20 protein-coding genes are annotated in these 24,565 nt (G+C 50.1%); 18 read left to right on the top strand and 2 right to left on the bottom strand.

Annotated elements, in window-relative coordinates:
• The first annotated feature begins 22 nt into the window (after positions 1 to 22).
• The 13 genes from CS562_RS19610 (at position 23) to CS562_RS19670 (ending at position 15,145) form a co-directional block, all read left to right on the top strand.
• Positions 23 to 733 carry a response regulator transcription factor gene (locus CS562_RS19610; protein ID WP_076287395.1) on the top strand — a complete coding sequence of 237 codons (711 nt, stop codon included), beginning with the start codon at positions 23 to 25 and terminating at the stop codon, positions 731 to 733.
• Complete coding sequence (locus CS562_RS19615; protein WP_099857983.1) at positions 730 to 2,235, top strand: sensor histidine kinase; 1,506 nt, start codon at positions 730 to 732, stop codon at positions 2,233 to 2,235. Before CS562_RS19610 ends, CS562_RS19615 begins: the two co-directional genes overlap by 4 nt.
• A gap of 58 nt (positions 2,236 to 2,293) precedes the next feature.
• Positions 2,294 to 3,400 carry a DUF5050 domain-containing protein gene (locus CS562_RS19620; protein WP_099857984.1) on the top strand — a complete coding sequence of 369 codons (1,107 nt, stop codon included), beginning with the start codon at positions 2,294 to 2,296 and terminating at the stop codon, positions 3,398 to 3,400.
• 129 nt (positions 3,401 to 3,529) lie between these two features.
• Positions 3,530 to 4,438, top strand: coding sequence for a LysR family transcriptional regulator (locus CS562_RS19625; protein WP_090903215.1), 909 nt, complete (start codon positions 3,530 to 3,532; stop codon positions 4,436 to 4,438).
• A gap of 374 nt (positions 4,439 to 4,812) precedes the next feature.
• Positions 4,813 to 6,006 (top strand): M20 family metallopeptidase, encoded by a 1,194-nt coding sequence (locus tag CS562_RS19630; protein WP_099857985.1) that lies wholly within the window; start codon positions 4,813 to 4,815, stop codon positions 6,004 to 6,006.
• Between the two features lie 4 nt (positions 6,007 to 6,010).
• Positions 6,011 to 7,435, top strand: coding sequence for a YfcC family protein (locus tag CS562_RS19635; protein ID WP_257219548.1), 1,425 nt, complete (start codon positions 6,011 to 6,013; stop codon positions 7,433 to 7,435).
• Positions 7,436 to 7,687: 252 nt separating this feature from the next.
• Positions 7,688 to 8,575 carry an oxygen-dependent tRNA uridine(34) hydroxylase TrhO gene (gene trhO / locus CS562_RS19640; protein ID WP_076287400.1) on the top strand — a complete coding sequence of 296 codons (888 nt, stop codon included), beginning with the start codon at positions 7,688 to 7,690 and terminating at the stop codon, positions 8,573 to 8,575.
• 13 nt (positions 8,576 to 8,588) lie between these two features.
• The gene (locus CS562_RS19645) at positions 8,589 to 9,236 is read left to right on the top strand and encodes a helix-turn-helix transcriptional regulator (RefSeq protein ID WP_099857987.1); all 648 of its coding nucleotides are present in this window, start codon (positions 8,589 to 8,591) and stop codon (positions 9,234 to 9,236) included.
• Positions 9,237 to 9,558: 322 nt separating this feature from the next.
• Positions 9,559 to 10,608, top strand: a complete 1,050-nt coding sequence (locus CS562_RS19650) for an ABC transporter substrate-binding protein (RefSeq protein ID WP_099857988.1) — start codon at positions 9,559 to 9,561, stop codon at positions 10,606 to 10,608.
• A gap of 150 nt (positions 10,609 to 10,758) precedes the next feature.
• Positions 10,759 to 11,619, top strand: a complete 861-nt coding sequence (locus CS562_RS19655; protein WP_064642035.1) for an ABC transporter permease — start codon at positions 10,759 to 10,761, stop codon at positions 11,617 to 11,619.
• A gap of 2 nt (positions 11,620 to 11,621) precedes the next feature.
• Positions 11,622 to 12,416, top strand: a complete 795-nt coding sequence (locus CS562_RS19660; RefSeq protein ID WP_063567603.1) for an ABC transporter ATP-binding protein — start codon at positions 11,622 to 11,624, stop codon at positions 12,414 to 12,416.
• Between the two features lie 138 nt (positions 12,417 to 12,554).
• Positions 12,555 to 13,733, top strand: a complete 1,179-nt coding sequence (locus CS562_RS19665; RefSeq protein ID WP_099857989.1) for a winged helix-turn-helix domain-containing protein — start codon at positions 12,555 to 12,557, stop codon at positions 13,731 to 13,733.
• 71 nt (positions 13,734 to 13,804) lie between these two features.
• Entirely contained in the window at positions 13,805 to 15,145 is a 1,341-nt protein-coding gene (locus CS562_RS19670; RefSeq protein ID WP_099857990.1) for an MFS transporter, read from the top strand.
• Between the two features lie 94 nt (positions 15,146 to 15,239).
• Here CS562_RS19670 and CS562_RS19675 read toward each other — a convergent pair whose 3' ends face one another.
• Together CS562_RS19675 and CS562_RS19680 are read right to left on the bottom strand one after the other, a co-directional pair.
• Positions 15,240 to 15,821 (bottom strand): hypothetical protein, encoded by a 582-nt coding sequence (locus CS562_RS19675; protein WP_099857991.1) that lies wholly within the window; start codon positions 15,819 to 15,821, stop codon positions 15,240 to 15,242.
• A gap of 28 nt (positions 15,822 to 15,849) precedes the next feature.
• Positions 15,850 to 16,383 carry a hypothetical protein gene (locus tag CS562_RS19680; protein ID WP_099857992.1) on the bottom strand — a complete coding sequence of 178 codons (534 nt, stop codon included), beginning with the start codon at positions 16,381 to 16,383 and terminating at the stop codon, positions 15,850 to 15,852.
• Positions 16,384 to 16,596: 213 nt separating this feature from the next.
• On the opposite strand from CS562_RS19680, the gene CS562_RS19685 reads away from it, so the two are divergent.
• The 5 genes from CS562_RS19685 to CS562_RS32610 form a co-directional block, all read left to right on the top strand.
• Positions 16,597 to 17,094, top strand: a complete 498-nt coding sequence (locus tag CS562_RS19685) for a DUF6385 domain-containing protein (protein WP_076287408.1) — start codon at positions 16,597 to 16,599, stop codon at positions 17,092 to 17,094.
• A 45-nt stretch (positions 17,095 to 17,139) separates the two neighbouring features.
• Positions 17,140 to 18,690, top strand: coding sequence for a DUF6385 domain-containing protein (locus CS562_RS33535; RefSeq protein ID WP_257219550.1), 1,551 nt, complete (start codon positions 17,140 to 17,142; stop codon positions 18,688 to 18,690).
• Positions 18,691 to 18,769: 79 nt separating this feature from the next.
• Positions 18,770 to 21,133: a TPR domain-containing glycosyltransferase gene (locus tag CS562_RS19700; protein ID WP_180287186.1), complete on the top strand. Its 2,364-nt coding sequence runs from the start codon at positions 18,770 to 18,772 to the stop codon at positions 21,131 to 21,133.
• Positions 21,084 to 22,994 (top strand): tetratricopeptide repeat-containing glycosyltransferase family 2 protein, encoded by a 1,911-nt coding sequence (locus tag CS562_RS19705; protein ID WP_180287187.1) that lies wholly within the window; start codon positions 21,084 to 21,086, stop codon positions 22,992 to 22,994. Before CS562_RS19700 ends, CS562_RS19705 begins: the two co-directional genes overlap by 50 nt.
• A 51-nt stretch (positions 22,995 to 23,045) precedes the next feature.
• The coding region (locus tag CS562_RS32610; RefSeq protein ID WP_125477306.1) for a glycosyltransferase at positions 23,046 to 24,565 on the top strand (1,520 nt) is incomplete at its 3' end.

The following is a 24,565-nucleotide window of genomic DNA, read 5'->3' on the forward strand; positions in this document are numbered from 1 at the left end:
ACACATATAGAGGATGATTCCGATGAATAAAAAAGTGCTGGTCGTGGATGACGAGTCAAGCATTGTTAGTGCCATTGCTTACGCGCTGCGGCGCGAAGGATATGAAGTAGAGACAGCAAATGACGGCGAAGAAGCGCTGGTCAAGGTAGCTTCATTCCATCCGCAGGTCATGATTCTGGACGTGATGATGCCCAAACTGGATGGATACGGCGTATGCAGGAGGCTGGAGGATCGGGAGGATATCGGCATTATTTTGCTCACCGTCAAAAATGATATCGTGGATAAGATCGTTGGCCTGGAAATGGGCGCGGATGATTACATGACCAAACCGTTTGAGATCCGCGAGCTGCTTGCACGGGTAAAGGCACTGATGCGCCGCGTGGAGAAAAGCAGTCCACCATCTGATGATTCCAAGAATCAGGCTATCGTCAATGGAACGCTACGTATCCATATCGCTCACCGCACCGTGACGGTGAATGAGGAGAAGCTGGATTTGACGCCAAAAGAGTTCGATTTGCTTACCATTCTGATGTCCAACCCTGAGCGTGTATACACGCGGGATGATCTGCTGGACCGGGTGTGGGGCATGGAATATGCCGGGGGTACACGCACGGTGGATATTCATATTCAGCGGCTGCGCAAAAAAATCGGCGATACCGACCAGCAAAAATTGCAGACGGTATACGGCATTGGCTATAAGGCATCAGCCCCTGAACCGGGCGGCTTGGTATGAGAGTAAGCATCAAGCTGAAGTTCAGCGTTTTTCTGGCCGCATTGCTTATCCTGACCGTCGTTGTGCTCAGCTCCCTGGTATTGCGAGGTATTGAGCGCAACCAGCAGACGCAGATCGAGACCATTCTGTCCCAGCAGACCCGACTGGTGAATCTGAATGTGCGGCAGTCTTACTATACCGAGTCCGTTCGTCTGGAGCAGGAGGTTTTTTTACAGCAAAATGGCCGTAGGCTGGCTCAAGAGCTTGCAAGCTCCACAGGTCTGCCAATCGGGCTCTATGATATGAAGGGACAGCAGGTTGGTTCATCGATCGTGTCTGAGGAAAGTGCAGATATCACAGCTACGCTGAACTATGCGCTGCAAAATAAAATCGCTTATCACGAACAGGGGGATACCCTGCTCTACATAGCACCGCTGGACGGACCGGATGGACAGATGGGTGCTGTGCGCATGCAGTATCCGGTTCAGAGCTATCATGAATTTTATGCCCGTATCCTTCAGTTGTTTATGTGGGCAGGGATTGCGGTTGTTGGACTAAGCTTCATTCTGGGATATCTCTTCTACAATCGTTTTGCCGTTGCCATAACCCGCTTGAAGAGGTCTGCCGATTCCATCCGTGAAGGGCATTATATTACTGAATCACCTGTGAGACGCAAGGATGAATTAGGTGAGCTGGGACAGGGCATTTATTATATGAGCACATCGATTCAGCAAAATATTGAAGCCATGCATGCGGAACAGCAGAAGCTTCAGCTTGCCATCGAGAAGCTTCAGGCCCTGGAGCAGCAGCAGAAACAATATATCGGCAACATCAGCCATGAGTTCAAGACGCCACTTACGTCGATTAAGGCGTATGTAGAGCTGTTGGACATGTATAAGGATGATCCACAATTGCTGAATGATGCCACGAGCAATATTGGCAAGGAAACCGAGCGGCTGTACGAGATGGTTGAGAAGGTATTACATTTGTCTGCTCTGGAGAAATATGATTTTGAGAATCAGGCAGAAGACGTGGAAGTTCGTGCTCTACTGGAGGATGCCTGTGGCCGGATGCGGGGCAAAGCCGAGAAGTTTGCATTGAACATGGAGCTGGTGTTACTGCCTGCGGTGATCCGCAGCGATCGGGAAAGCCTGATGCATATTTTCATCAATCTATTAGATAATGCGATCAAATATAATGTGCCGGGAGGTGTCATCCGGGTAAGCAATGAACTGCGAATGCAGGAGCGACAAGCGGTGATTTGCATCTTCAACTCGGGTACGCCCATTCCGGACGAGGCGCGCGAGAAAATCTTTGAACCCTTTTACACCGTCAATAAAGACAGGGCTAGAAAAACCGGAGGAACCGGGTTGGGACTATCACTCGTCAAGCAATTTGTAGAGAAGCAGGGCGGCACAATCTCATTGTTGCCGGGCGATCCGAAACACGGAGAAGGGACAACGTTCCAGCTTATTTTCCCGTTGGCGCATTCAAGTTTACAAGTTGGAAACAAGTCTGAATAACTTTGGAAGTATGCGATGTGTATGCTTGGTCTATAGAAAGCACTCAGGAGGGACCATGATGAATTGGAAACAGGCGGCTATGGGCACGCTCGGGGCAATCGTCCTATTATCAGCAACAGCATGCGGGGGAACAACGAAACCAGGGGATCATACACAGAACGGGAAATCAGGCACGGATATTACGGTGAAGGAAAATACAAATACGTCGGTATACCAGAGCTTTAAGCTGGAGAAAATCGATAAACTGTCGAATATGCGCGGGGTAGCGTGGCTAAGCAATGACTGGATTTTGTCGGATAAAGAAAACGAGTCCATGAAGCCTGTCACTGTGGAGGGTGAGAAACGATACCCGCATAACTTATACATGTACGATCTTACGAAGGGCACAGATACACCCGTGAAGGAAAGTGAAGTGAGTCTGGGTTCACCGCTCGTGTCCCCGGATAGTCAGTATATTTTCTACAGAGAACCAGAGGAATCGACAGGCAAAGGCTTTATTCTGAACCTGCGCAACGGGGAAGTGGTACCTGCGGGCAAGGACGATGGATTTGTCTTTGAAGGAGCATGGCTGGATAAGGAGCATGTTGTTTTTCCAAACATGAATGGGGATATCATATCAGCTAGTGTGGATGGAACGACCAAAGCGCTGGTCAAGACGGGAAACTTCAATGTAAGCAGCGTCAGCGTTTCGGGGAATGTAATTTACTACATCACAGGCACGGACGGACAGTTGAATAGCTACGATACGAAGACCGGTGAAGTGAAGCAGGTGTTGAAAAGTGTAGAGAGGGTAATCCCGTCCAACGATGGCTCAAGACTGGCGATTGTGAAAAAAACAGCCGATACCAAACGGGCGCTGGTGCTAACCGATCTGGAAGGGAATGAAAAAGCCACGCTTGCCAGAGGCACGCAGATCTTCGGCACAAGCTGGTCTGGTGACGATTCCAAAATTGCCTACACAATCAATTCGGAAAGTGATGATGAAAAAGGGCTATTTGTCTCCAATACGGAATCGGCGGAGCAGTTCCAGATCTCAGCCGAAATGGATAACGCATCTGATCCGCTGAGCTGGAGTCCGGAAGGCAACCGAATTTTGCTGTCGCAGGCAGTGCAGGAAAATGAATCATACCACTTTGTTACCTCGGTCATTACGATTTCGCAGTAAATCATCATCAAATAAGAAGCAAATCATCAGGGCTGGCCTGACTCATATCGAGTTGGGCTTTTTCTGTACCTTTAACGCTGGTTTTCTGGGTTATACTGAAGAGACGAGAAGTAAAGGGGGGACATGATCATGGATGAAAAGGACTGCCGTCTGCTGCTGAGCGTTTCCGAAGAAAGCAGTCTGACCAAGGCTGCGGAGCGCATGTTTATGACCCAGCCGGCTTTGACATACCGTTTGCAGCAATTGGAGAAGGAATTTGGCGTGCCACTTATCGATAAAACGTTAAAAGGCGCCAGATTTACTCCCGAAGGAGAGCATCTCGCGATCTATGCCCGTAAAATGCTCAATGAGCTTAACCAGGTCAAGGAGCAGCTGTCTAACATTCGTAATGAGGTTAAGGGAACGTTGCGCCTTGGGATTGCCAATCATTATTCGTTGTACAAGCTTCCTCCCTTGTTAAAGCAGTTCAAGGAGTTGTACCCTGAGGTTCAGTTTGCTGTGACCTGTGCACTAAGTGTGGAGGTTATGGAACTGTTGATGAGGGACGAAATCCAGGTGGGTGTCATACGGGGGGAGCATCCCTGGTATGAGGGGAAACATCTGCTGCACGATGAACCGGTCTGCATTGTATCCCGTGAACCCATTAATCTGGATGAACTTCCCGAGCTTCCGCAAATTGCATTTCAGGAGCCCCTGACAAAAACGGGTGGATCTCCTGTGAGCCCATTCCGAGAAGGAGTAGCGGCCTGGTGGTATGAGCGCTATGAATGTTCACCAACTGTAGCGATGCGTGTGGACAGCTATGAGACATGCAAGGAAATGGTGCGATACGGGCTTGGTTATGCCATTATTCCGGGTATTTTCGTATCTGCTTCGGATGGTCTTCATCAGCAGGAACTAATCCGACAGAATGGACAGGGAGTGCGGCGTAACACGTGGTTGGTGTATAAGGAAAGTGTGCTGCAACAGGCAACGGTTGGTCGCTTTGTTGATTTGATGAAAACGGCTGGAACACAGCATGTTGTGGATGGAAGCTAGATACAGACGTGGTGGTGCAGGTGCTAGGCTTTATGCATAATTATCCGATATCTCCTTGTCGAAACAGGAATTTTATTGCTATTTGGCAATGTCATTTTTATGGGGGGAACTGATTCGAAGGATGTACGTGAGATTAAAATGTATACCGATGCTGTCTTGGTTAATATGTAAATAAACCAGTACGATACTGACCTCTAATGATATCCATATGTTATTATCTAGCGAGTCCATAAAATTTTTTATGGGCTATTCCTTAATTTTTTCGAATTTACTTATAGCTTGGTCACACATACAATATATCCAATCTGATTGTATATTTATTCGATTGAATTGAATATAGAAACGCTGTATTTGGAGAAAGGCGGCAAAATAATATGTATTCTGACCCAGCTCATATGAAGCAAAAAATCAAAGAAACTGTAGATCGGCTAGACCCCGACTTGCGGGAATTATCCCTGCGTATTCACGCTAACCCTGAACTGAGCTTTCAGGAAGTCCAAGCACAACAATGGTTAACCGAACCGCTGGAAGCAGCCGGATTTCAGGTGGACAAAGGCATTTCAGGCCTCGACACCTCGTTCCGCGCTGTATGGGAAGGTCAGTCAGGTGGACCCACGATTGCACTGCTCGCTGAATATGATGCGCTGCCCCGCATCGGACATGCCTGCGGACACAATCTGATCGGAACCTCTGCTGTAGGTGCAGCATTGGCGCTCAAGGAATCTTGCCCTGATCTTCCGGGACGAATTGTCGTACTTGGTACACCGGCTGAAGAAGAGGGCGGTGGCAAAATCATCATGGTGAACGATGGCGTATTCAATGAGATGGATGCCGTCATGATGTGTCACCCGCAGCAAAAAACGATGGTACTGAGAGGTGCGCTGGCTTGTGTGGACGCAACCTTTACGTTCCACGGCAAGCAGGCACATGCTGCCTCGTCTCCTGAGAAGGGCATTAGTGCGCTAGATGCCTTGGTCAACGCGTACGCGGGAATAAACTCGCTGCGTCCTTATTTGAAGGATGACGTTCGGGTGAACGGGATTATAACCAAGGGTGGAGATGCGCCCAACGTGGTGCCTGAGCTGGCTGAAGCCGTATATATCATTCGGGCGAAGACAGTTGAAGAACTGAAAGTCGTCATGGACAAAGTTTACCGCGTCGTGCGCCATGCTGCGGAAGGCGTTGGGGCTACGGTAGATATTACAGAAGGCCTGATCTATGCCGAGCGGAATAACAACAAGACTTTGGCGGGTCTGTTCCAGCAGAACCTGGAGGATATGGGCATTGAAGTACATGATCCACCGCAAACAGGCGGTGTGGGTTCCTCGGATATCGGTAACGTAAGCCAAATTACAGCCGCAATCCATCCGTATATTCGGTTAGGAGATGCGACAACACACACTCCTGAATTTGCCCGGCTTGCCGGTGCAGAGGAAGGCATGATTGAACTGAACCGTGCGGCGAAGGCACTTGCACTGACAGCGTTCGATTTGTACGCAGACAAGGCAGCATTGAAGCAGGTACGTGATGAATTTGAAGCATGGAAACAACAGAAGGACGAGGGATGATGAATTGGAAAACATAACAAAACAACCACAACAACGGCGTAAATGGTTCAAAATGCCTCACACCTTCGTCATCTTGTTCATTTTGGTGCTGGTAGCTACTGTCTTGACCTATATTATTCCCGCAGGGGAATTTGATCGGGTCAAGGATGAAGCAACAGGCAAATCCTTGCTCGTTCCAGGTTCATACCATCATGTAGAGGCCAATCCAACGGGATTGTGGGATATTCCCAAGTCCATTGTTCGCGGACTGGTTGATTCCGCGGACGTTGTATTCTTTATTTTCATCATCGGCGGAGCATTTCAGATCATTACGAGCACGGGAACGATTGAAGCTCTTACAGGAAGGGTAGCCCGTTCTTTCGCTAATAAAGGATTATGGGTCATCCCGGTATTCATCACCTTGTTCTCCGTTGGTGGGTTTACGATGGGCATGTCCACGGAGGTTATGGTCTTTGTACCGATCGGGATCGCCATTGCGCGTGCGCTAGGGTATGACGCTCTAACAGGTACGGCGATGATCTCGCTGGGGGCCTCGTGTGGTTTTACCGCGGGACTGCTCAATCCGTTCAATGTGGGGCTAGCTCAAGCTATTGCAGAAGTTCCGATTTTCTCAGGTATGTGGCTTCGTGCGATTATCCTGGTGTGTCTCATCTCCGTAACAAGTATCTATATTATGCGGTATGCGTCCAGAGTGAAGTCTGATCCAACTCGTGGTTTGGTGCATGAGCTGGAACAGGAGCAGGCAGCAGATACACCTGCAGTGGATCTGAATAAACTGCCAACGATTCGCATCACACATATTCTGACCATCATTACGATTGTAGCTGGTTTTGCCCTGTTAATCTGGGGTGTATCCAAAGAAGGATGGTGGATGGAGGAACTGGCGGCTCTCTTCCTGAGCATGGGCGTGATCTCTGGTCTCGTGTCCGGGTTCGGTCCTAGCCGAATTGCAAGTGAATTCGTCAAAGGCGCAAGTGGTATTGCCTATGGTGCCTTTATCATCGGTCTAGCAAGAGGAATTATGGTTGTCCTTGATCAGGGTAACGTAATTGACTCCGTAGTATACGGAATGTCTACAGCGGTTGGCGAATTGCCGTCCTCCGTGCAGGTATTGGGTATGTATTTCTTCCAAAATATTATGAACGTGTTTATCACGTCAGGTACAGGTATGGCCGTGACTACGATGCCGATTATGGTTCCATTATCGGATCTGCTCGGGGTTACCCGTCAGACTGCCGTGCTGGCCTTCCAGTTCGGAGACGGATTCACCAACATGATTTTGCCAACGTCTTCTGCTTTGATGGGCAGTCTGGCAGTTTCCGGCATTCCGTATCAGAAATGGGTTAGATTCTTCTGGCCGCTGATGGTCATGTGGATCGCTATGGGTATTGTATTTATGCTTATTGCGAATGCCATTCAGTATTCTTAATCGTTCAATTAAGATAAATAACGAAAAATGTATTCCATAACTTACATTCCTTTCTATACATTTATATTGACTAAGCTATTCCGCTTCCGATAAACTAGAATGCAGGAATAAAAGTCGAATGTTCAAAGCAGCAGTTCGAGACATTGTTTCGGGCGGCTGTTTATTTTCTTTTTTAATGAGCAAGGTTGCAACGTTGTAGTCTTGTCGGATGATCCGGCCAATAACAACATGGAATAGGAACAGGTGATACACATGTGTAACAGCGCGTACCGCGTGCTTTTATATTATAAGTTCGTGAAGATTGAAGACCCTGAAACGTTTACGCAAGAGCATCTGCAATACTGTAAGGACTTGGGCGTAAAAGGACGTATTCTGATTGCCTCAGAAGGCATTAACGGAACCGTATCCGGTACACCAGAGCAAACCGAGCAGTACATGAAGGATATGCATGCCAACCCGCTGTTCAGCGATATGGTATTCAAGATTGATGATGTCGAAGAGCATGCGTTCAAAAAAATATTTGTTCGTCACAAAGCCGAGCTGGTTACGTTCCGTGTGGACGAAGACTTGGACCCGAACGTCATTAGTGGTAAACGCTTGTCCCCAAAAGAGTTTTACGAGCATCTTCAACAGGAGGATGTCATTGTAATTGACGGCCGCAATGACTACGAGTACGAGATCGGTCATTTCCGAGGTGCGATTCGTCCGGATGTTGAGTCGTTCCGAGAGTTCCCGGAATGGATTCGGGAGAACCTGGGTGATATGAAGGACAAAAAGATCATTACCTACTGTACTGGCGGAATCCGTTGTGAGAAGCTGACTGGGTTCATGATTAACGAAGGTTTCCAGGACGTGGCACAACTTGATGGCGGAATTGTTACCTATGGTAAGGATGATGAGGTACAAGGTCGTCTGTTTGATGGCAAATGTTATGTATTTGACGAGCGTATTTCCGTGCCGATTAACCGGACGGATGAAGATATTGTGATTGCTAGCTGTTATCACTGTGGAACGACACATGACCGTTATATTAATTGTCCAACCTGCAACCTGCAGCATGTATGCTGTGAGGATTGCGAAGAGACGCATAACCGCTTTTGCTCGGATGCCTGCCGGGAGGCAGCACCGGTAACCGCATAAGCAGGGAGAGCAGGTGCTGATCGTGAAGCGCGAAGAGGAACGAACGACGCGTGAACGGATTTTGTTCATGCTCAAGCAGCAAGGCACAATGACCGCAAGGGAAATGACAGCTGAGCTTGGTCTGACCGGCATGGCGATTCGCCGTCACCTCACGGCACTGGAGCAGGATGGTTGGATTGAGGTTCGGGAAGCCAGAGCTACAGCTGGACGTCCCTCCGCTGTGTACCATCTGACGGTACGCGGGGATAGCTTTTTCCCAAAATCATATTCATCACTGACCCTGGAACTGTTGGAGGAACTGTCGGATTCAGCGGGCAGCGGTGTCGTGGATGCATTGTTCGAGAGCCGTCGGGACAAGCTGCTTCGCAGCGGACAGCCACAGATGGAAGGTCAGGATCTGGCCGGACGTGTCGAGGAACTCGCGCGTATTCAGAATGCAAACGGATATATGGCCGATGCCTCCAAGGAATCGGATGGCACCTATGTGCTCACCGAGCTGAACTGCCCCATTGTGCAGGTAGCGAGTGTCTATAAACAGGCTTGCCGCTGTGAACTGGAACTGTTCCGTTCATTGCTGCAGGCTGATGTGGAGCGCACCGAATGTTATGCAGACGGTGGCAAAAAATGCACATACCAGATTCGCGAGGCGGCTGGGAATTAGAATGTATAGGGATTGTTTCGATCACTCGGAACAGTCTCTTTTTTTTGTTTTATGTAATGTTTTCTCTCACGTATCTGCAATGAATGCAAATTGGAAGCGGTTCAACCATTGACGGGAAACAGGTCGCACCTTAATATTAGGGAAACAATAAAATACCAACACGAGTCATGGACTTCAGTCGCATGAGAAAAGTCTATATTTGTCTGCTTTTGTCGATCAAAGCAACAATGCGTTGAAGCGTTCGTTTTGTCCCGCCCTATCGTGTCACTTGGATAACGATGAGGGCATCAACATTTTAGAAGATGGAGAGGGGTTCTCACACATGAAAAAGAAATGGTTAATGTCTCTGATGATGGTTGCATCTATGGTTGTAGCGGCTGGTTGCGGAAATAACAGCGGCGGTAGCACAACGACCGAGGGATCGGGCAGCACAACAGGTGAAGGTACGGCAGAAAAATCGTATCGCATCGCGATCTCGCAAATTGTCGAACATCCATCGTTGGATGCCACACGTGAAGGATTTATTGCAGCGCTGAAGGATGCTGGTCTTGAAGAAGACAAGAATCTGACGATTGACTACAATAACGCGCAAGGCGATTCAACGAACAACCTGTCCATTGCCCAGAAAATTGCCGGGGATTCCAAAAATGATCTGGTCCTAGGGATTGCAACACCATCCGCACTGGCACTGGCTCAACAAGTAAAGGACAAGCCACTGCTGTTCGCAGCGGTGACAGACCCGCTGGGTGCCAAACTGGTGAGTGACATGGACAAGCCAGGTGGTAACGTAACAGGTGCATCGGATACGAACCCGGAGGCGATTGTGCAATTGGCTGATTTTATCGCCAAAAATTTGCCGGATGTAAAGACGGTAGGTCTGGTTATTAACGAGGGCGAACCAAATGCTGTTGTGATGGCAAACAACGCGGAAAAAGCGCTCGCAACACATAATATCAAGCTGGTCAAAGCACCAGTTACGAACACTTCCGAAGTAAAACAGGCGACCGATTCTCTGGTTGGCAAAGTGGATGCCTTCTATATCACGCTGGATAACTCGGTAGTTAGCGCAGTGGATACAATCATCCAGACAGCGAATAAAAATAAAATTCCGTTCTTCTCCAGTGACCGGGATACCGTGGAAAAAGGGGCTTTCGCAACCGTTGGCTTCAAATACTATGATCACGGATACCAAGTGGGTGAAATGGCTGCGGACATTCTGAAAAATGGATCGAAACCAGGCGACTTGAAAGTCACTGTGCCGGACAAGCTGGATCTGATTCTGAACCTGAAAGCGGCTGAAGCTCAAGGTATCACTGTTTCCGATGAGATGAAGGCAGAAGTGAAGGACCAGGATAACAACATTATTCAATAATCTGACCGGAGATCCTCCGGCAGTACGGATGCGAGGCGGACGTGCAGGCGGGTTCGCCTCATTCTTTTCGATAGACAGGGAGGAAGCAATGTGAATTTGACTTGGGGTTCAATTGAAGGGGCAATCGAGCTTGGATTGTTGTATGCACTGATGGCATTGGGTGTATATATTACATTCCGCATACTGGACTTCCCCGATCTCACCGTAGACGGAAGTTTTACAACTGGAGGCGCAATCGCGGCGGTCATGATATCCAACGACTTCTCTCCTTGGCTCGCTTGCTTGGCAGCAATGGCTGGAGGAATGGTGGCTGGCGCTTGTACAGGTCTGCTGCATACCAAAGGCAAAATTAACGGGCTGTTATCCGGTATTCTGATGATGATTGCCTTGTATTCGATTAATATGCGTATTCTCGGCGCACCAAACAAATCCATTATGGGCATGGACAACCCTTTTTCGGGTGAGCATGTCATGATCATCATAATCGTGGTTGTGCTGGTATTCAAAATCATGCTGGATCTGTTTATGAAAACAGATATCGGACTGGCACTGCGCGCCACAGGTGACAACAAACGCATGATTCGCAGCTTCGGTGCGAATACGGATGTGACCACCATTGTTGGTGTCAGTCTGTCCAACGGACTTGTTGCGCTGTCTGGAGCATTTATTGCACAGCAATCTGGTTTTGCAGACATTACGATGGGAATTGGAATGATCGTTATTGGACTGGCCTCCGTTATTATCGGGGAAGCGATTCTGGGTGCAAGAACCGTATTCTGGGCCACTCTTGCGGCAGTTGTCGGTTCAATTATTTACCGGATTGTGGTCGCGATCGCACTCCAGGTCGAATGGTTCGACACATCCGATCTGAAGCTAATCACCGCGGTGATCGTTATTATCGCACTTGTTTTCCCAACCATGCAGCGCTCCATGAAGCAGAAAAGTCTGGCTCGCAAACGAACCGAAGAGCTTATGGGCTCGTCGAGTCAACAGGCGAAGGGAGGCATGTGATTATGCTTGAGATTACACAAGTGACCAAACTGTTTAATCCGGGAACGACGGACGAGAAGACCGCACTGGTTGGTGTAAATCTGACCATGAATCCGGGAGATTTTGTGACGGTGATTGGCAGTAACGGCGCAGGGAAATCAACGTTGATGAACATTATTTCAGGCGTCATGAAGCCCGATATGGGCGATGTGCTGATTAATGACCGTTCCATCAAAAGCCTGCCTGAGCATAAGCGCAGCAGTTGGATTGGCCGAGTGTTTCAGGACCCGATGGCGGGTACAGCACCGCATATGTCCATTGAGGAGAACATGGCGATGGCGTACAAACGCGGCAAGGGCCGGGGACTGGGCTTTGGAGTTACCCGTGCCAGACGGGAGATTTTCAACGCCCAGTTGGAGAAGCTTGGTATCGGGCTCGACAAACGTCCCAATGCCAAAGTGGGCCTTCTATCCGGCGGTGAGCGTCAGGCGCTCAGCCTGCTGATGGCCACATTCACCCAGCCGCAAATTTTGTTGTTGGACGAGCATACGGCTGCGCTTGATCCTTCTCGTGCGGAGCTGATCACAGAGCTGACAGAGACGCTTGTACGTGAGATGAGACTCACAACGTTGATGGTTACACATAATATGGAGCAGGCCATACGTTTGGGCAATCGTCTAATAATGATGGACAAAGGCCGAATTATTTTGGACGTTAGTGAAGAACGTAAACGCACGCTGACCGTACCTGAGTTATTGGGTGAGTTTGAACGTATCAGTGGTAAAAAAATGGCCGATGATCGCGTGGTGCTGGGTTAAATCCAGGAGCACCTTGCGATCACTGAAGAGAGCCAGTACATCACATTACAAAACCTTTTGCGTTCTCGCAAAGGGTTTTTGTGGTATGTTGAACAGAATAAGGATCACAATTAGTAAGCATACATAGGAGGGCCGTGCATGTCGTTACAATTCGATGAAGGAACATACAGCGTAACCCGGCGTACCGATTCCATCCGCCTGCTGGCGAAGGAATTTGCGCTGCTGCATTTTTTGTATGAGAACAAGGAAAAAGCCTTTACTCGCAGCCAACTGCTGGACCGGGTATGGCCCTTGGAATATCCGGTTGAACGCACCGTGGACGACCATGTGTATCGACTGCGCAAGAAACTGAAACGTTGGGAAGAAATTGCACTGGAGACCGTGCGTGGTTATGGTTACCGGCTTATCATCCGATCGAATATAGCGATATTGCCCTCTAACCCTTCCGCCCAAGATCAGGAGATGCGAGAAGTGATTCATGGATTGTTCCGCAAATATCATCTGTATGGGCAGGGCAAGTCGATGCTCACGCTGCTGGATCAGCAAGAAGCGCTGGGCATTGAGATTGATCCATTTTATCAGTTGTATATCCACTTTATTCAGGGAGATCTGGAATGGCTGATTACAACAACGGAAATTCCCTTCGAGGAACGTTTGTATTGGCTACTAATTTTTACACATACCCTGATTGAACCATCGGAGAGTTTGCTATTGTACGAAAAGGCTCTGAATTCATCCGCTTTGTCTGCCGATCAGCTTCGTGAACTGCGTATTCTGAACATTGTTGAAGTCTACGCAGAGGTGGGCCAGTATGAGCAAGCCAAAGCTCGACTCATTGAAACGTATCATGTGATGGAGCAAGATGAACTGGTCCATTTCAAACTTCCGGTAAAGCTCTCAGCGTTGTATGTGGAACTCTGGGGTAACAGCGGCGAAGCGGTAGAGGGTCGGATGGCTGCTCTACGTTCTGGGTTAAAAGATGCGCCATACTTGCGGGAAATCGGACGTTTTCAAGTAATGGAGGGCCTATGGCTGCTTAGACAAGGGAGAATCCGAGAGGCAGAGCCGAGAATGGACGATGGTCTGGACGTATTGAAAATGACATTGAACGCACCGCTATATCTCAATTCGGCATACCAGATATTGTTGTTCATGGCACATCACCGGATAGAGGGGCGTCTTCGCACTAAATACCTTCAAATTCATGCGGATATCTCCAAAAGTTACGGCGTACCTGTTTATGGACAGCAAATTGTGGATGAAATTCGCACATTTTTATCCCCGTTTGCTCCATCCTCTGATCTTCCTCTGATATAACTCCCTTATGATTACAGCCAGGAACATACAAGCCAGCAACAAGGCTGTAATCAGGGGAGGAAGTATAACGTATGACCGTCGTTTCAAATGAACCCAATCCATCATCCATCTCGTCCAATAGCGGCTCCAAAAGCCTATGGACCAACTTCCGCTTCATGCGGATGTTTATTGCGTATTCGCTAGCGACCTTTGGAGATTGGTTTGACGCGCTCGCCATCCAGATCATGGTCGCTTATCGTTGGGGTGCTGATCCGCTGATCATTGCCCTTATTCCGGTATGTATGGCTGTTCCGGGTATCGTACTTGGCTCAGTGGCAGGTGCACTCGCTGATCGTTTGCACAAGGTGAAAATCATGATGATATGTGATGTGATCACCGTTGTATTAACGGTTGCAATTCTGTTCGCACCAAGTGCGGCTTGGCTGCTACCGCTTCTTGCTTTACGAGCGCTAATGGGAGTATTCCATGTTCCTGCGCAGCAGGCACTCACCCGCCAAGTAGTAGCAGAGGAGCATTTGTTCCAGGCATCGTCATTGAACGGTTTTGTGAACCAATGTTCCAAAGTAGCGGGACCGCTGCTGGGTGCAGTCATTGTGGCCGTATTTTCACCGCAAGTCTGTATTTTAATCAATGCTTGTACACGTCTGTTGTCCGGAGCCGTATTATGGCCTTTACGGCGTCTAACAGAGAATCCAGAATCGTCTTCATCGGACGGGAGTCCTTTGGAAACGGGGGAGACCACGGAATCTTTATTCAGCCAATGGCAGAAAGGTTGGCGTTTTATTCAGAGCAGCCGCATCCTTCTGAGTACGATGCTGTTTGGTTGCTTTGGATTAATGGCGATCCTCATGATCGATTACCAGTTTACGACGCTGTTTCGGGAGATCAAGCCTGGCAACGAAGCCCTGATTGGCTGGCTGGGATCATCCGCTGGGGCAGGTGCGGTTGTGATCATTCTCCTGTTGAATCGCCTTCCGCGAATTGGTTATGGCTGGGGGCTGGGTGGAGGATATTTGCTGATTGGTGCGGGAATTGCTGCGCTTGGTTGGGTTAGTTCTCAAACTTCCGAGTTCTGGATCATCATCTGGGGCTTATGCATCGGAGTGGGCAATGGTCTGTTCATGGTGACGTTGAATTACTTGCTGCAAAAAGAAACTCCGCCTGCCTATGTAGGCCGTGTATTCGGTATTCAAAACTCACTTTCCAGTGTCGTGCTGGTCGTTGCTCCACTTGCTGGCGGCGCCTTGATTCGGAGTGTAGGACCCAGTCCCACATTTCAATATATCGGCATGGCGACACTGGCCATTGGTTTGGCAGGCATGCTGCTGCAACGAATCTTATGGGTGGGGAAACAAGCGCATCCGGTAGAGTCGACTGGAGAACTTGGACAGAAGTCAGTCAGACAGCCATAATTGCCATTGTTACGGTAAAAAGAAGATCGAACGATGAACAGCCGCTACGGTTACTTATCCGTAAGCGGCTATTTCTATTTAATAGGGCAGTACATCATGCCTCCCACCAAGAGAAATAGGAAGTGGAGGCCATCAGCCCACCAACAGACAGGGATCCACTCACCGACAGGTTAATGGACTGACCGGGAGGAACCACGTAACGTCCTAACTCGTTGAATAGAAAGGGCCCTACCTGCAAGGGCATAGCCAATAAGGTTGTGGTACCCGTGGGAGCGGCAGCGGAGAATCGTACCGTTGCAATGCTCGTATTACTGCTTGATAAATTATTGTTTACCGGTGTGAGTGTGCTTGGTGATGTCAATGTTCCATTTGCAGACAGAGTCATGGTACCACTGAAGGAAGAAAGCAAGTTGAGCGCGACCGTGATTCCACCGGAAAGCCGTGATATATATACATTTTTACCGCTCCCGACTGGGTTGGTCAGTTGGACAGTAGCAATAACACTGCCCCCCAGCAATCCTAGTGTTGTGGAGTTGGTTGAGCCTGCATTGTACAGATTGCCAGTACTACCTGCATTATTCTCAGGTGGAGCCACAATGCCGGGAGAAGTAAACGTATTCGTAATGGACGTATAAACGGGACGGTTTAGCGGGTTGAACACGTGATCATTCGGCATTGTGCACACTCCTTTTCTAAATGATATGTCAGAATTCCCACCAGGAAAGATTAATGGAGGCGGTTTGGGAACCTGTTCCCGCACTGATGGATAGTGTCTGCCCTGGAGGGACGATGATAGAACCGTTCAGGTTTAACATATACATGCCCGCTGTAAGAGGAATGCTTAACAAGCTTGTTAATGCTCCCGTTAATGTGCCGGTATTTTGCCTTGTTGTCATCACACTCGTATTGGTATTGCCCAACAATGTATTGACTGGCGCAGGTGTGGTACCACCTGTAATGGTTCCGCCGGAATAGACAATGAGTGTAGCAGCTGCGGTTGTACCTCCGCTGATCCTAGAGACGTACAAGGTACGCCCACTGCCTGCTGCATTAACGACCTGCAGTAACAGATTTAGACCAGCACCTACACTGACATTATTGGTAGTCAGTGCAAATGAACTGCCTGCGGCTGCCGCACCGCCCTCTGGAGTGGACTCAATGCCGGGGGCAGAGAATGTATTAGTCAGTTGAGTATATAAGGGGCCATTGGATTGATTAAATACATTGGAATTGGTCATATAATCCACCTCCAATCTGTCTGAATAATCAATGAACTGTTTCTATGAAAGTTTGAAAGAGAGCCGTGAAGAGGTTGTACTTGCAGTGTATGTGGGAAACAAGGGAAGGGTTTGGGATATGCATAGTAAATCCTCAAATAACGGCGCATGCCGTGCCCGTATTTTACATGCAGGCATACGATGCGGAAGCACATTTTTTAAGGGGAAATCGATATGAGTCGAACAGCGAAGCGTAGCAAGAAGAAAACGAACCAAACAACTAAATATGTCAGCCGCCGCCAATCCCGTCGTTCCTGCCGCGCTAAATTGCTGAAACCTCCTTGTTCCCGGATTACTCGTCCCCGGTTCAAGCAGGGTAGTTCCTCACGTACGACACTCCCTGGTGCTACTCACTGTTTTACAGAGCATACGTATGTCGGAGCCGAGACAAACGGTAGTATGAATTCTCTTCCGGCTCAAGACACCTCATCGCTCAGCATGTACACATATGGCATTGTAAATCGGGGCGAACATCCGGCTCTTGTGCAGATCCAGATCAGCCCTAATGCCAGAGACTATGCTGTGGACAGCCAGGAAGTGATTGCCGGAGGTCAAACCAAAGCGCTGGTGCCGCTGCGATTTCTGCGTTATACCCGGCTGGTTATCCAATCGGTTGAACCGGATCAGCCAACCCGGCTCGATGTTTATTTTCAGGCGCAGCGTATGCCGTAAGAACGTGGAATACAACCGATATAACCAGGGAGGAGGACGAGGCATATGCCTAACTTTACAACGTTTAACACGAATCCGGATAATCTCAGGACTTTGATTTTTGGTCATGATAGTACAGGCACAGCCCAGCCGGTTCACACCGATACAAGCGGGAACGTACTCGGAATTATTTTAGATGGTACGATTAGTAATATATCAGGTCTCACTACCGTTACTATTAATGCCGGAACCATCACAAATATTCTGAATGGAACGATTACCAGCGTCCTCGGAGCAACGATCACGGCGGGTACCATTAACAGCGTGCTTGGCGCAACCATCACAGCCGGAACATTAACAAACCTGCTGAATGGTACGATCACCAGTGTTCTGGGAGCTACCATTACTGCCGGAACGATCACAAGTGTGCTCGGGGCAACCGTTACTGCGGGGACATTAACAAACCTGCTCAATGGTACCATCACCAGCGTGCTTGGAGCTACAATCACCGCAGGAACGTTGACCAACTTGTTGAATGGTACAATCACGAGTGTCCTCGGAGCGACGATTACAGCCGGAACGATCACTAGCGTGCTTGGAGCCACAGTGACAGCGGGAACACTAACCAACTTGCTAAACGGTACAATCACGAGTGTCCTCGGAGCGACAATTACAGCAGGAACGATCACCAGCGTGCTTGGAGCCACGGTGACAGCGGGGACGCTGACAAACTTGCTGAACGGTACAATCACGAGTGTACTTGGGGCGACAATTACAGCCGGAACAATCACCAGCGTGCTTGGAGCCACAGTGACGGCGGGAACGCTGACGAACTTGCTAAACGGTACAATCACGAGTGTCCTCGGAGCGACGATCACCGCAGGAACGATCACCAGTGTGCTTGGAGCAACAATCACTGCGGGTACAATCACCAGTGTCCTTGGAGCTACGATTACCGCAGGAACACTGACGAACTTGTTAAATGGTACCATCACCAGCGTATTGGGAGCTACCGTGACAGCCGGAACGTTAACGAATTTGCTGAACGGTACGATTACCAGTGTACTGGGTGCCACCATTACAGCCGGAACATTGACGAACTTGTTAAATGGTACCATTACCAGCGTATTGGGAGCCACCATTACAGCGGGTACACTCAGCAGCGTGACGTCCATTTCGCAAAAGAGCTTTCAGGAATCACAGCTTCTTAGTACGCCGACGGNTACCAGCGTATTGGGAGCCACCATTACAGCGGGTACACTCAGCAGCGTGACGTCCATTTCGCAAAAGAGCTTTCAGGAATCACAGCTTCTTAGTACGCCGACGGCAAACACGTTTACACCGCTTCCGGCGGTCACGACGAGTGTGTTCGGCACTTATTCTTTCTTTGTATATAACAGGGGTCCGGGGATTAACCGGGTTGATGCCCGCGTTGAAATCAGTGCCAACGGTACCAACTGGTACGATGATGTGGACACGGTGACCGGGATTTTGCCAGGCTCGGTGGATGTTCTGGTGCCACAGCGTTTTCTCAAATATACACGTCTTTCCTACCGCTCCAGTCTGCTGGGAGCACCCAGCACGATTGATGTGTTCTTCAATGGACAAGGCACATAATCTGGCTAGTTGTCATATAGGTACATGGAGTCCCTTTGATGGGCTTCATGTACTTTTTTTGCATTGGAGGTGGCTGCATATGCAGAACAGGTTACTCGGAATTCATATGATTGTGCAAAATGAAGAACATCATCTGGCCCGCTGTCTCGACAGCTTCAAGCCGATTGGCAGCGAATGCTTCATCACAGATACCGGCTCAACAGACCGTACACCGGAGATCGCCAGACATTATGGAGCAACCGTGCTTCACGCCCGTTGGGAAGATGATTTTGCACATGCCAGAAATATAAGTTTGCCTCTCGCGAGCACAGAATGGATTCTGTGTCTGGACGCGGATGAGTATGTCATACAGGGATTGGAAGAGCTTTTGGATTATCTACCGAAGGTCCATAAGAGCGTTTCGAGACTGCGGATTACGATAGAGAACCGAATTGGCGAGGGAGCGGGAGAGCGTGTGATCTTCCAACCTGTGCGTCTTTTTCGCTCCCACCAAGGATATCGGTATGCGGGGCGTATACATGAGCAATTGGTTCGTGGAGGAGCAAAGGATAATGGAAAACAAGAAGAAGGGGCTCTGGAAATAAACGACTCCTCTACCCGTGAGGAAGACGGGATCGCTGAGCATGAACCCTTGGCTCCAATGCGTTTGGTTCATGATGGTTATTTGCCGTCCACGATTGCTCTAGGACATAAACCTTTGCGTAATCTAAAGCTTTTGCAGCAGGAATTAGCTGATCGTCCGGGGCAACCTTTTCACCTCTATAATGTGGGGGTGACATACTGCCAGTTAGGGAATATCGAACAGGCAGCAGAAGCCTTTACTGAATCCTTTCTTCATACACCGCTGCACGCTCCGTATCGCTCCACCCTGGTTCGGGACTATGCCAAGGTTCTACTGGCAATGGGGCGTTATGACGAGGCTCATGGATTATTGGCGGTAGAAAGACAGCGTTATGCGGGGTATGCCGACCTGCATCTGATATATGGAGAGATTTTGGAGCAACAGGGTCTAGAGGAGAGGGCCTACAAGTCCTATGCAAGAGCAACAGATTGCCGGGAGGGCTTCAATGGAGCTGATCTCAAGGACAATAACAAGGCAGAGATTCGAGGCATACATCAGCAGGCAATCGAGCAAACAGATAAACCGGGAAGCGATGAATTACGTGAGGGCAAGTCCTCTGATGATGTTCACAGAGAGCCAGTCCGATTGGAAAGACATTACGTAACGGATATAGGTAGCGATAGCTACAAGGCCTATACAGCCATGGGAAGGCTTGCACAGAAAAGAGGCTTTCTGCAGGAGTCTGCTCATCTGTACAGCCTGGCTCTGGGGAGTGAGATCACGTATGCTCCTGCATGGACAGGGTTAGCCGATGTATTGCAGCAATCCGGAGAGACGGATGAAAGCATAACAGAGACACTATGCGCACGCTGGAAAGAGCATTCAAAGAAAGAGGATCCAGATCTGAGCGGAGTCACATACGATGATGGTCAGGCATATGTGGTGTATGCACTTGCTTCCAGCGGAGCGTATGGGCAAGCATTAGACTTGCTACATGGAGATGCCCGAAATACGCGTATAAAACATGAAGAGTACCTGTATTGGATGTTATGTGACAACAGGGTATCAGATGCGTTGCAGTTCGTGCAGAAACAATGGAGTGACGAGCAACGTGCGGGCGTAAACCTCCAACCTGAGCAACGACTAGACTTGGCATTGACCTTTTGGGCAAATGAATTGTCTGTATCCGAATCATTTATGGCAGCAGCAGAACCTCAGGAGAGGGAAGGATGGAGATTGCTGAATGGCCTGCTGGATACGGGAAAACGGGTGCATGCCGAGGATGACAGAGATGGGGAAATCGTTCACCAGACGCTTCAGGCTGCAACGGAGCTGAGTAAGAACATATTGATTCGGGCAGTACAGATGGGACAACTGGCGTTTGCCAGGAACCTGTACGAGAAGATGGCTGCAATTAGCCCTGAACACGACGGAAATGGTGTTCATAGCCGTTGGCTGGCCGCTGTTCTTTACCGCCAGGGATACACCATGGTAGCCGCAGAGCTGCTGATTCAATGTATGTCACAAGGTGATTTGGATGCGGAAAGTCTCTTCTACCTTGGAGAAGCCGTCTATGCCAAAGGGCATTATGATCAGGCATTGATTCTTTTCCAGCAGGCATTGGAGAAGGACTCAGAACAGCGGCAGGCGAGGGCTGGAGCTGCTGTCTGTTATATGCGGCAGGCGCTAGGGGTTATCAGACACGAACAAACTCGTTCTCCCGCTGACAAAGTACTTATGGCACAACAGACTGTGCTGGAAACGCAGCTACGAACCGCCGAAGGCATTCCTTGGCGTACGGTGTTCCATGCGAAGGAGAGGAGGAACCAGCTTGCCGACCAAACACATTCACATTTCATTATGCATGATCGTGAAGGATGAAGAAGAACTGTTGCCTCATTGTCTTGAAAGTGTCCGCGGGGCGGTGGACGAGATCATTGTTGTGGATACCGGTTCGTCGGACCGAAGTGCTGCCATTGCCAGGGAATATGGGGCAGTGGTTGTGCCGTTTAAGTGGAGCGACGATTTTGCCGCGGCACGAAATGCTGGGCTGGAGCAGGCTTCGGGCGAATGGATTCTTTTTCTCGATGCGGACGAGGCGCTGGATAAGACTGCACGGGAGCAGATCAGAAGCTGGACGGTAGCCAGCGGATGTGACGGATTGTTTTTAAATATCCATAACTATACAGGTTCGGGTCAGCAAGGGGTGACGGTAAATCCGGTATTGCGCCTCTTTAGGAACGAGCCGGAGCATCGGTTCGAGGGTCGGATTCATGAGCAGATCGCGGTGGCAATTTGTCGGAAAAATCCACAGGCTGCTTTTCACGTGACAGACATGATCATCCACCATTACGGGTATCAGACGGCCATTGTGGAGCGCAAAGATAAGGTGAACCGGAATTTGCGTTTGCTTCAACAGGCGGTGGAGGAAGAGCCAGATCAGCCGTTCCATCACTATAACCTGGGTGTTGAGTATTTACGGATGGGGGAAACGGAACAGGCGCTGAAGACGTTTGGGGTAGCAAAAGCGGGAATTGACCCCACCCTGACAAGTTATGCACATCTGTTGTTCAAATATGAGATTCGCTGTTTCCAGCATTTGAGTCGCTGGCAGGAAGCAGTGGATCACATCCATGCTGCTCTTGAACTCTTCCCAGAATACACGGACCTGCTGCATCATCGCGGAGTATGTGAGGAGGCGTTGGGCGAAACCGTAAAGGCAGAGCTATCGCTGCGTGAAGCAGTTCGTATGGGACCGCCGCCCCCCATATTTCATACAGAAGAAGGCATCGGAACCTATCAGACCTGGTATACCCTGGGGAGGCTGCTGGAGGGGCGGGCGGACCTTGAAGGCGCAGTGGATGCTTATGTGGAAGCAGTTCGTGCCAAATCGAGCCTGCTGCCGCCGTTGTACCGGATTTTTCGGATCATGCGGGTTTCGGGTCAAGAGCAACACTTGGTGGAGCTGATTAGGGAGCGATTTGCAATGACTTCAGAAGAGGCAATTCAGAAAGTATTGGGCATTCTGGAGCAGTGTCGTTGCTATGATACAGCTGTGCAGTTGTTGCCAGACATATCTTCAGACCTTTCAGCGGAGATGAGGGGGAGGTTATCCATGGCTGAGGCTTTGCTTCAGATTCAACAGGGGAAATGGAACAAGGCACGCCTTAAGCTGGACACGGTACGGCGAAAAAAAGGAGAGCTTTCTGTATCAGCTACCCATTGGATAGAGCGACTAGACTGGATTGAAGGTAGACCGATCGAGGGGAAAGATCAACTGACTTCTTGGCTGTACCGTCATTCGCAACCGGATACGGAGTCGGAGCGATATCAACAGGCAGAACGAATCAGTAATTCACAAGCCGTTGCCCAAAATGAAGACTCAAACGTGGCTGCTGGAACAGCATATAATGGCTGGCAGGCACTTGGACTGATGATGGAAGGATGTGTGCAATCCGGGAAATGGGATGTGCTGCATACGCTGGTCCAGCTTGGTCAGGGGCAGTTGGCAGAAGGAGTGTATCCATTGGTGGAAGGAGCCCGGCAGGAAGCGGGAGAACCCTTTTTCGGAGCCTCCGATTCACGTGTCGGAACGAGCTGGCTGGTGAAAGGGCTTGTCAGTGCTGCCGATCATCATTTGGAGGCATATGCTCAAGGGACAGAAGGACAGCGAGATCGCTGTTGGCCTGTGGTTCAACAGATTAGGTTGGATTTACCGGGGCCGGATGGTTTTGAGTTTTGAAGATTGAATGAAAGAGAGCAGAACCCCGAATAGGAAGGAGGGAGGATGAACATGCAGACAGGAATCAGCCTGTGCATGATCGTGAAGGATGAGGCCCGGTCGCTTCAGCGATGCTTGGATGCTATTCAGGATGTTGTGGATGAGATCATCGTTGTGGATACGGGATCAACGGATGAGACGATCCACATTGCCCGTCGTTATGGTGCGGTTGTTATCAGTGCAGCATGGACCGGAGATTTTAGTGCTGCCCGCAACCTGTCCCTTGCTGCTGCCACTCATCCTTGGATTCTGGTACTGGATGCGGATGAAGTCTGGATGCAGACCGAGCACAATCTGGCCGAGATGAAGCGGCTGCTGACCTCAAGTCAGGACGACGTATGGGGATACTGGATACAGGTGACGAGTTTGCTCGGAATGTCTGGAGAAGAGCGTGTGACGGATGTGGTGTGTCGTTTATTTCGGAATGATCCCCGGATTGCTTTTCAAGGCATGATTCATGAAGAAGTGGCATCTTCGATTCTGTCCTTCGCTCCGTGGGGTGTGGTCGATTCCGGGCTTGAGATTATTCATTATGGCTATCTGGAGCACGTTATTGTTGGCAAAAATAAACCCGAGCGCAATATGCGGCTAATTCGCTCCGCTCTTCAAGAGTCACCGGATCAACCGGAACTGTTATATGCGATGGCTGCCGAGTGGTTTCAGCAAGCGAGATACGATGAAGCGCTCAAGTTGTTACAGCCTTTGCTGGCAAAGCTTACGCCGGAATGCGGATATCATTCGGATCTGGTACTCAAAACGGCTTATGCCTGGCGGGAACGTAGCCGCCCAGAGAGAGCACTCGCTATCGTTGAGGAATGGAGGGCAGTGTATGCTGACTTCCCTGACTTGCTGGAGCTTGGTGCTGTGTTGGAGCTCGATCAGGGACGGGATGCTGCGGCGCTCGACTGGCTGAAGCAGGCCAAAGCGGCAGCATCCACAGCCAGTCGATATACGTCTGTTTCTGGTGCCGGAACGTATCGCAGCCTGACTCTGGAGGGCATGGCCCATGAACGGCTGGGCTGCTGGCAGGAGGCAGCTAAAGCCTATACTGCTGCGCTCGCCTTACAGCCTGGCAGCTTGTCAGCATGGCAGCGGCTGCTGCTGCTGGCCGCAGCTACCGGGCGGCCAAACGCCATCGCAAGCGCAGCCCAGCGGATAAGCCTGCCGCCTGCGGCCTGGCAGGCGCTGATCCCGGCCGCGCTGGATGCGCATCGGCCGGAATGGCTGTCGCGCCACGCGGCATCGCTGTCTGCCGCGCTGCGGGCGCAGCCCCTCGCCGCTGGGCTGGCGCTGGCCCAGCTCGGCGAGGACGCCGCTGCCCGGGCGGCTTTGCAGCCCTGGGCAACGCATGCGCAGCACGGGCCGGAGGCGGCGCTAGCGCTGTGGGCGCTCGGCCACAAGCAGCCCGGCGAGCACCGCACCCGGGCTGCGGCGGGCTTAGCGCGAGGCGTCGCAGCGTCGTCGCCAGCGCAGCGTGAGGCCCGCCAGCAGGCGGCCGCGCCAGACGCAGCCCGCGCAGCGGAAGCGCTGCT

The sequence above is a fragment of the Paenibacillus sp. LK1 genome (assembly GCF_002750415.1).
GTDB lineage: Bacteria > Bacillota > Bacilli > Paenibacillales > Paenibacillaceae > Paenibacillus > Paenibacillus taichungensis.

Bases quoted from the DNA above. Each gene is read 5' to 3' on its own strand.
- CS562_RS19665 (WP_099857989.1), top strand. From the start codon at position 12,555: ATGTCGTTACAATTCGATGAAGGAACATACAGCGTAACCCGGCGTACC.
- CS562_RS19610 (WP_076287395.1), top strand. From the start codon at position 23: ATGAATAAAAAAGTGCTGGTCGTGGATGACGAGTCAAGCATTGTTAGT.
- CS562_RS19630 (WP_099857985.1), top strand. From the start codon at position 4,813: ATGTATTCTGACCCAGCTCATATGAAGCAAAAAATCAAAGAAACTGTA.
- CS562_RS19615 (WP_099857983.1), top strand. From the start codon at position 730: ATGAGAGTAAGCATCAAGCTGAAGTTCAGCGTTTTTCTGGCCGCATTG.
- CS562_RS19650 (WP_099857988.1), top strand. From the start codon at position 9,559: ATGAAAAAGAAATGGTTAATGTCTCTGATGATGGTTGCATCTATGGTT.
- CS562_RS19625 (WP_090903215.1), top strand. From the start codon at position 3,530: ATGGATGAAAAGGACTGCCGTCTGCTGCTGAGCGTTTCCGAAGAAAGC.
- CS562_RS19660 (WP_063567603.1), top strand. From the start codon at position 11,622: ATGCTTGAGATTACACAAGTGACCAAACTGTTTAATCCGGGAACGACG.
- CS562_RS19675 (WP_099857991.1), bottom strand. From the start codon at position 15,821: ATGCCGAATGATCACGTGTTCAACCCGCTAAACCGTCCCGTTTATACG.
- CS562_RS19620 (WP_099857984.1), top strand. From the start codon at position 2,294: ATGAATTGGAAACAGGCGGCTATGGGCACGCTCGGGGCAATCGTCCTA.
- CS562_RS19670 (WP_099857990.1), top strand. From the start codon at position 13,805: ATGACCGTCGTTTCAAATGAACCCAATCCATCATCCATCTCGTCCAAT.
- CS562_RS19680 (WP_099857992.1), bottom strand. From the start codon at position 16,383: ATGACCAATTCCAATGTATTTAATCAATCCAATGGCCCCTTATATACT.
- CS562_RS19685 (WP_076287408.1), top strand. From the start codon at position 16,597: ATGAGTCGAACAGCGAAGCGTAGCAAGAAGAAAACGAACCAAACAACT.
- CS562_RS19655 (WP_064642035.1), top strand. From the start codon at position 10,759: ATGGCATTGGGTGTATATATTACATTCCGCATACTGGACTTCCCCGAT.
- CS562_RS19700 (WP_180287186.1), top strand. From the start codon at position 18,770: ATGCAGAACAGGTTACTCGGAATTCATATGATTGTGCAAAATGAAGAA.
- trhO (WP_076287400.1), top strand. From the start codon at position 7,688: ATGTGTAACAGCGCGTACCGCGTGCTTTTATATTATAAGTTCGTGAAG.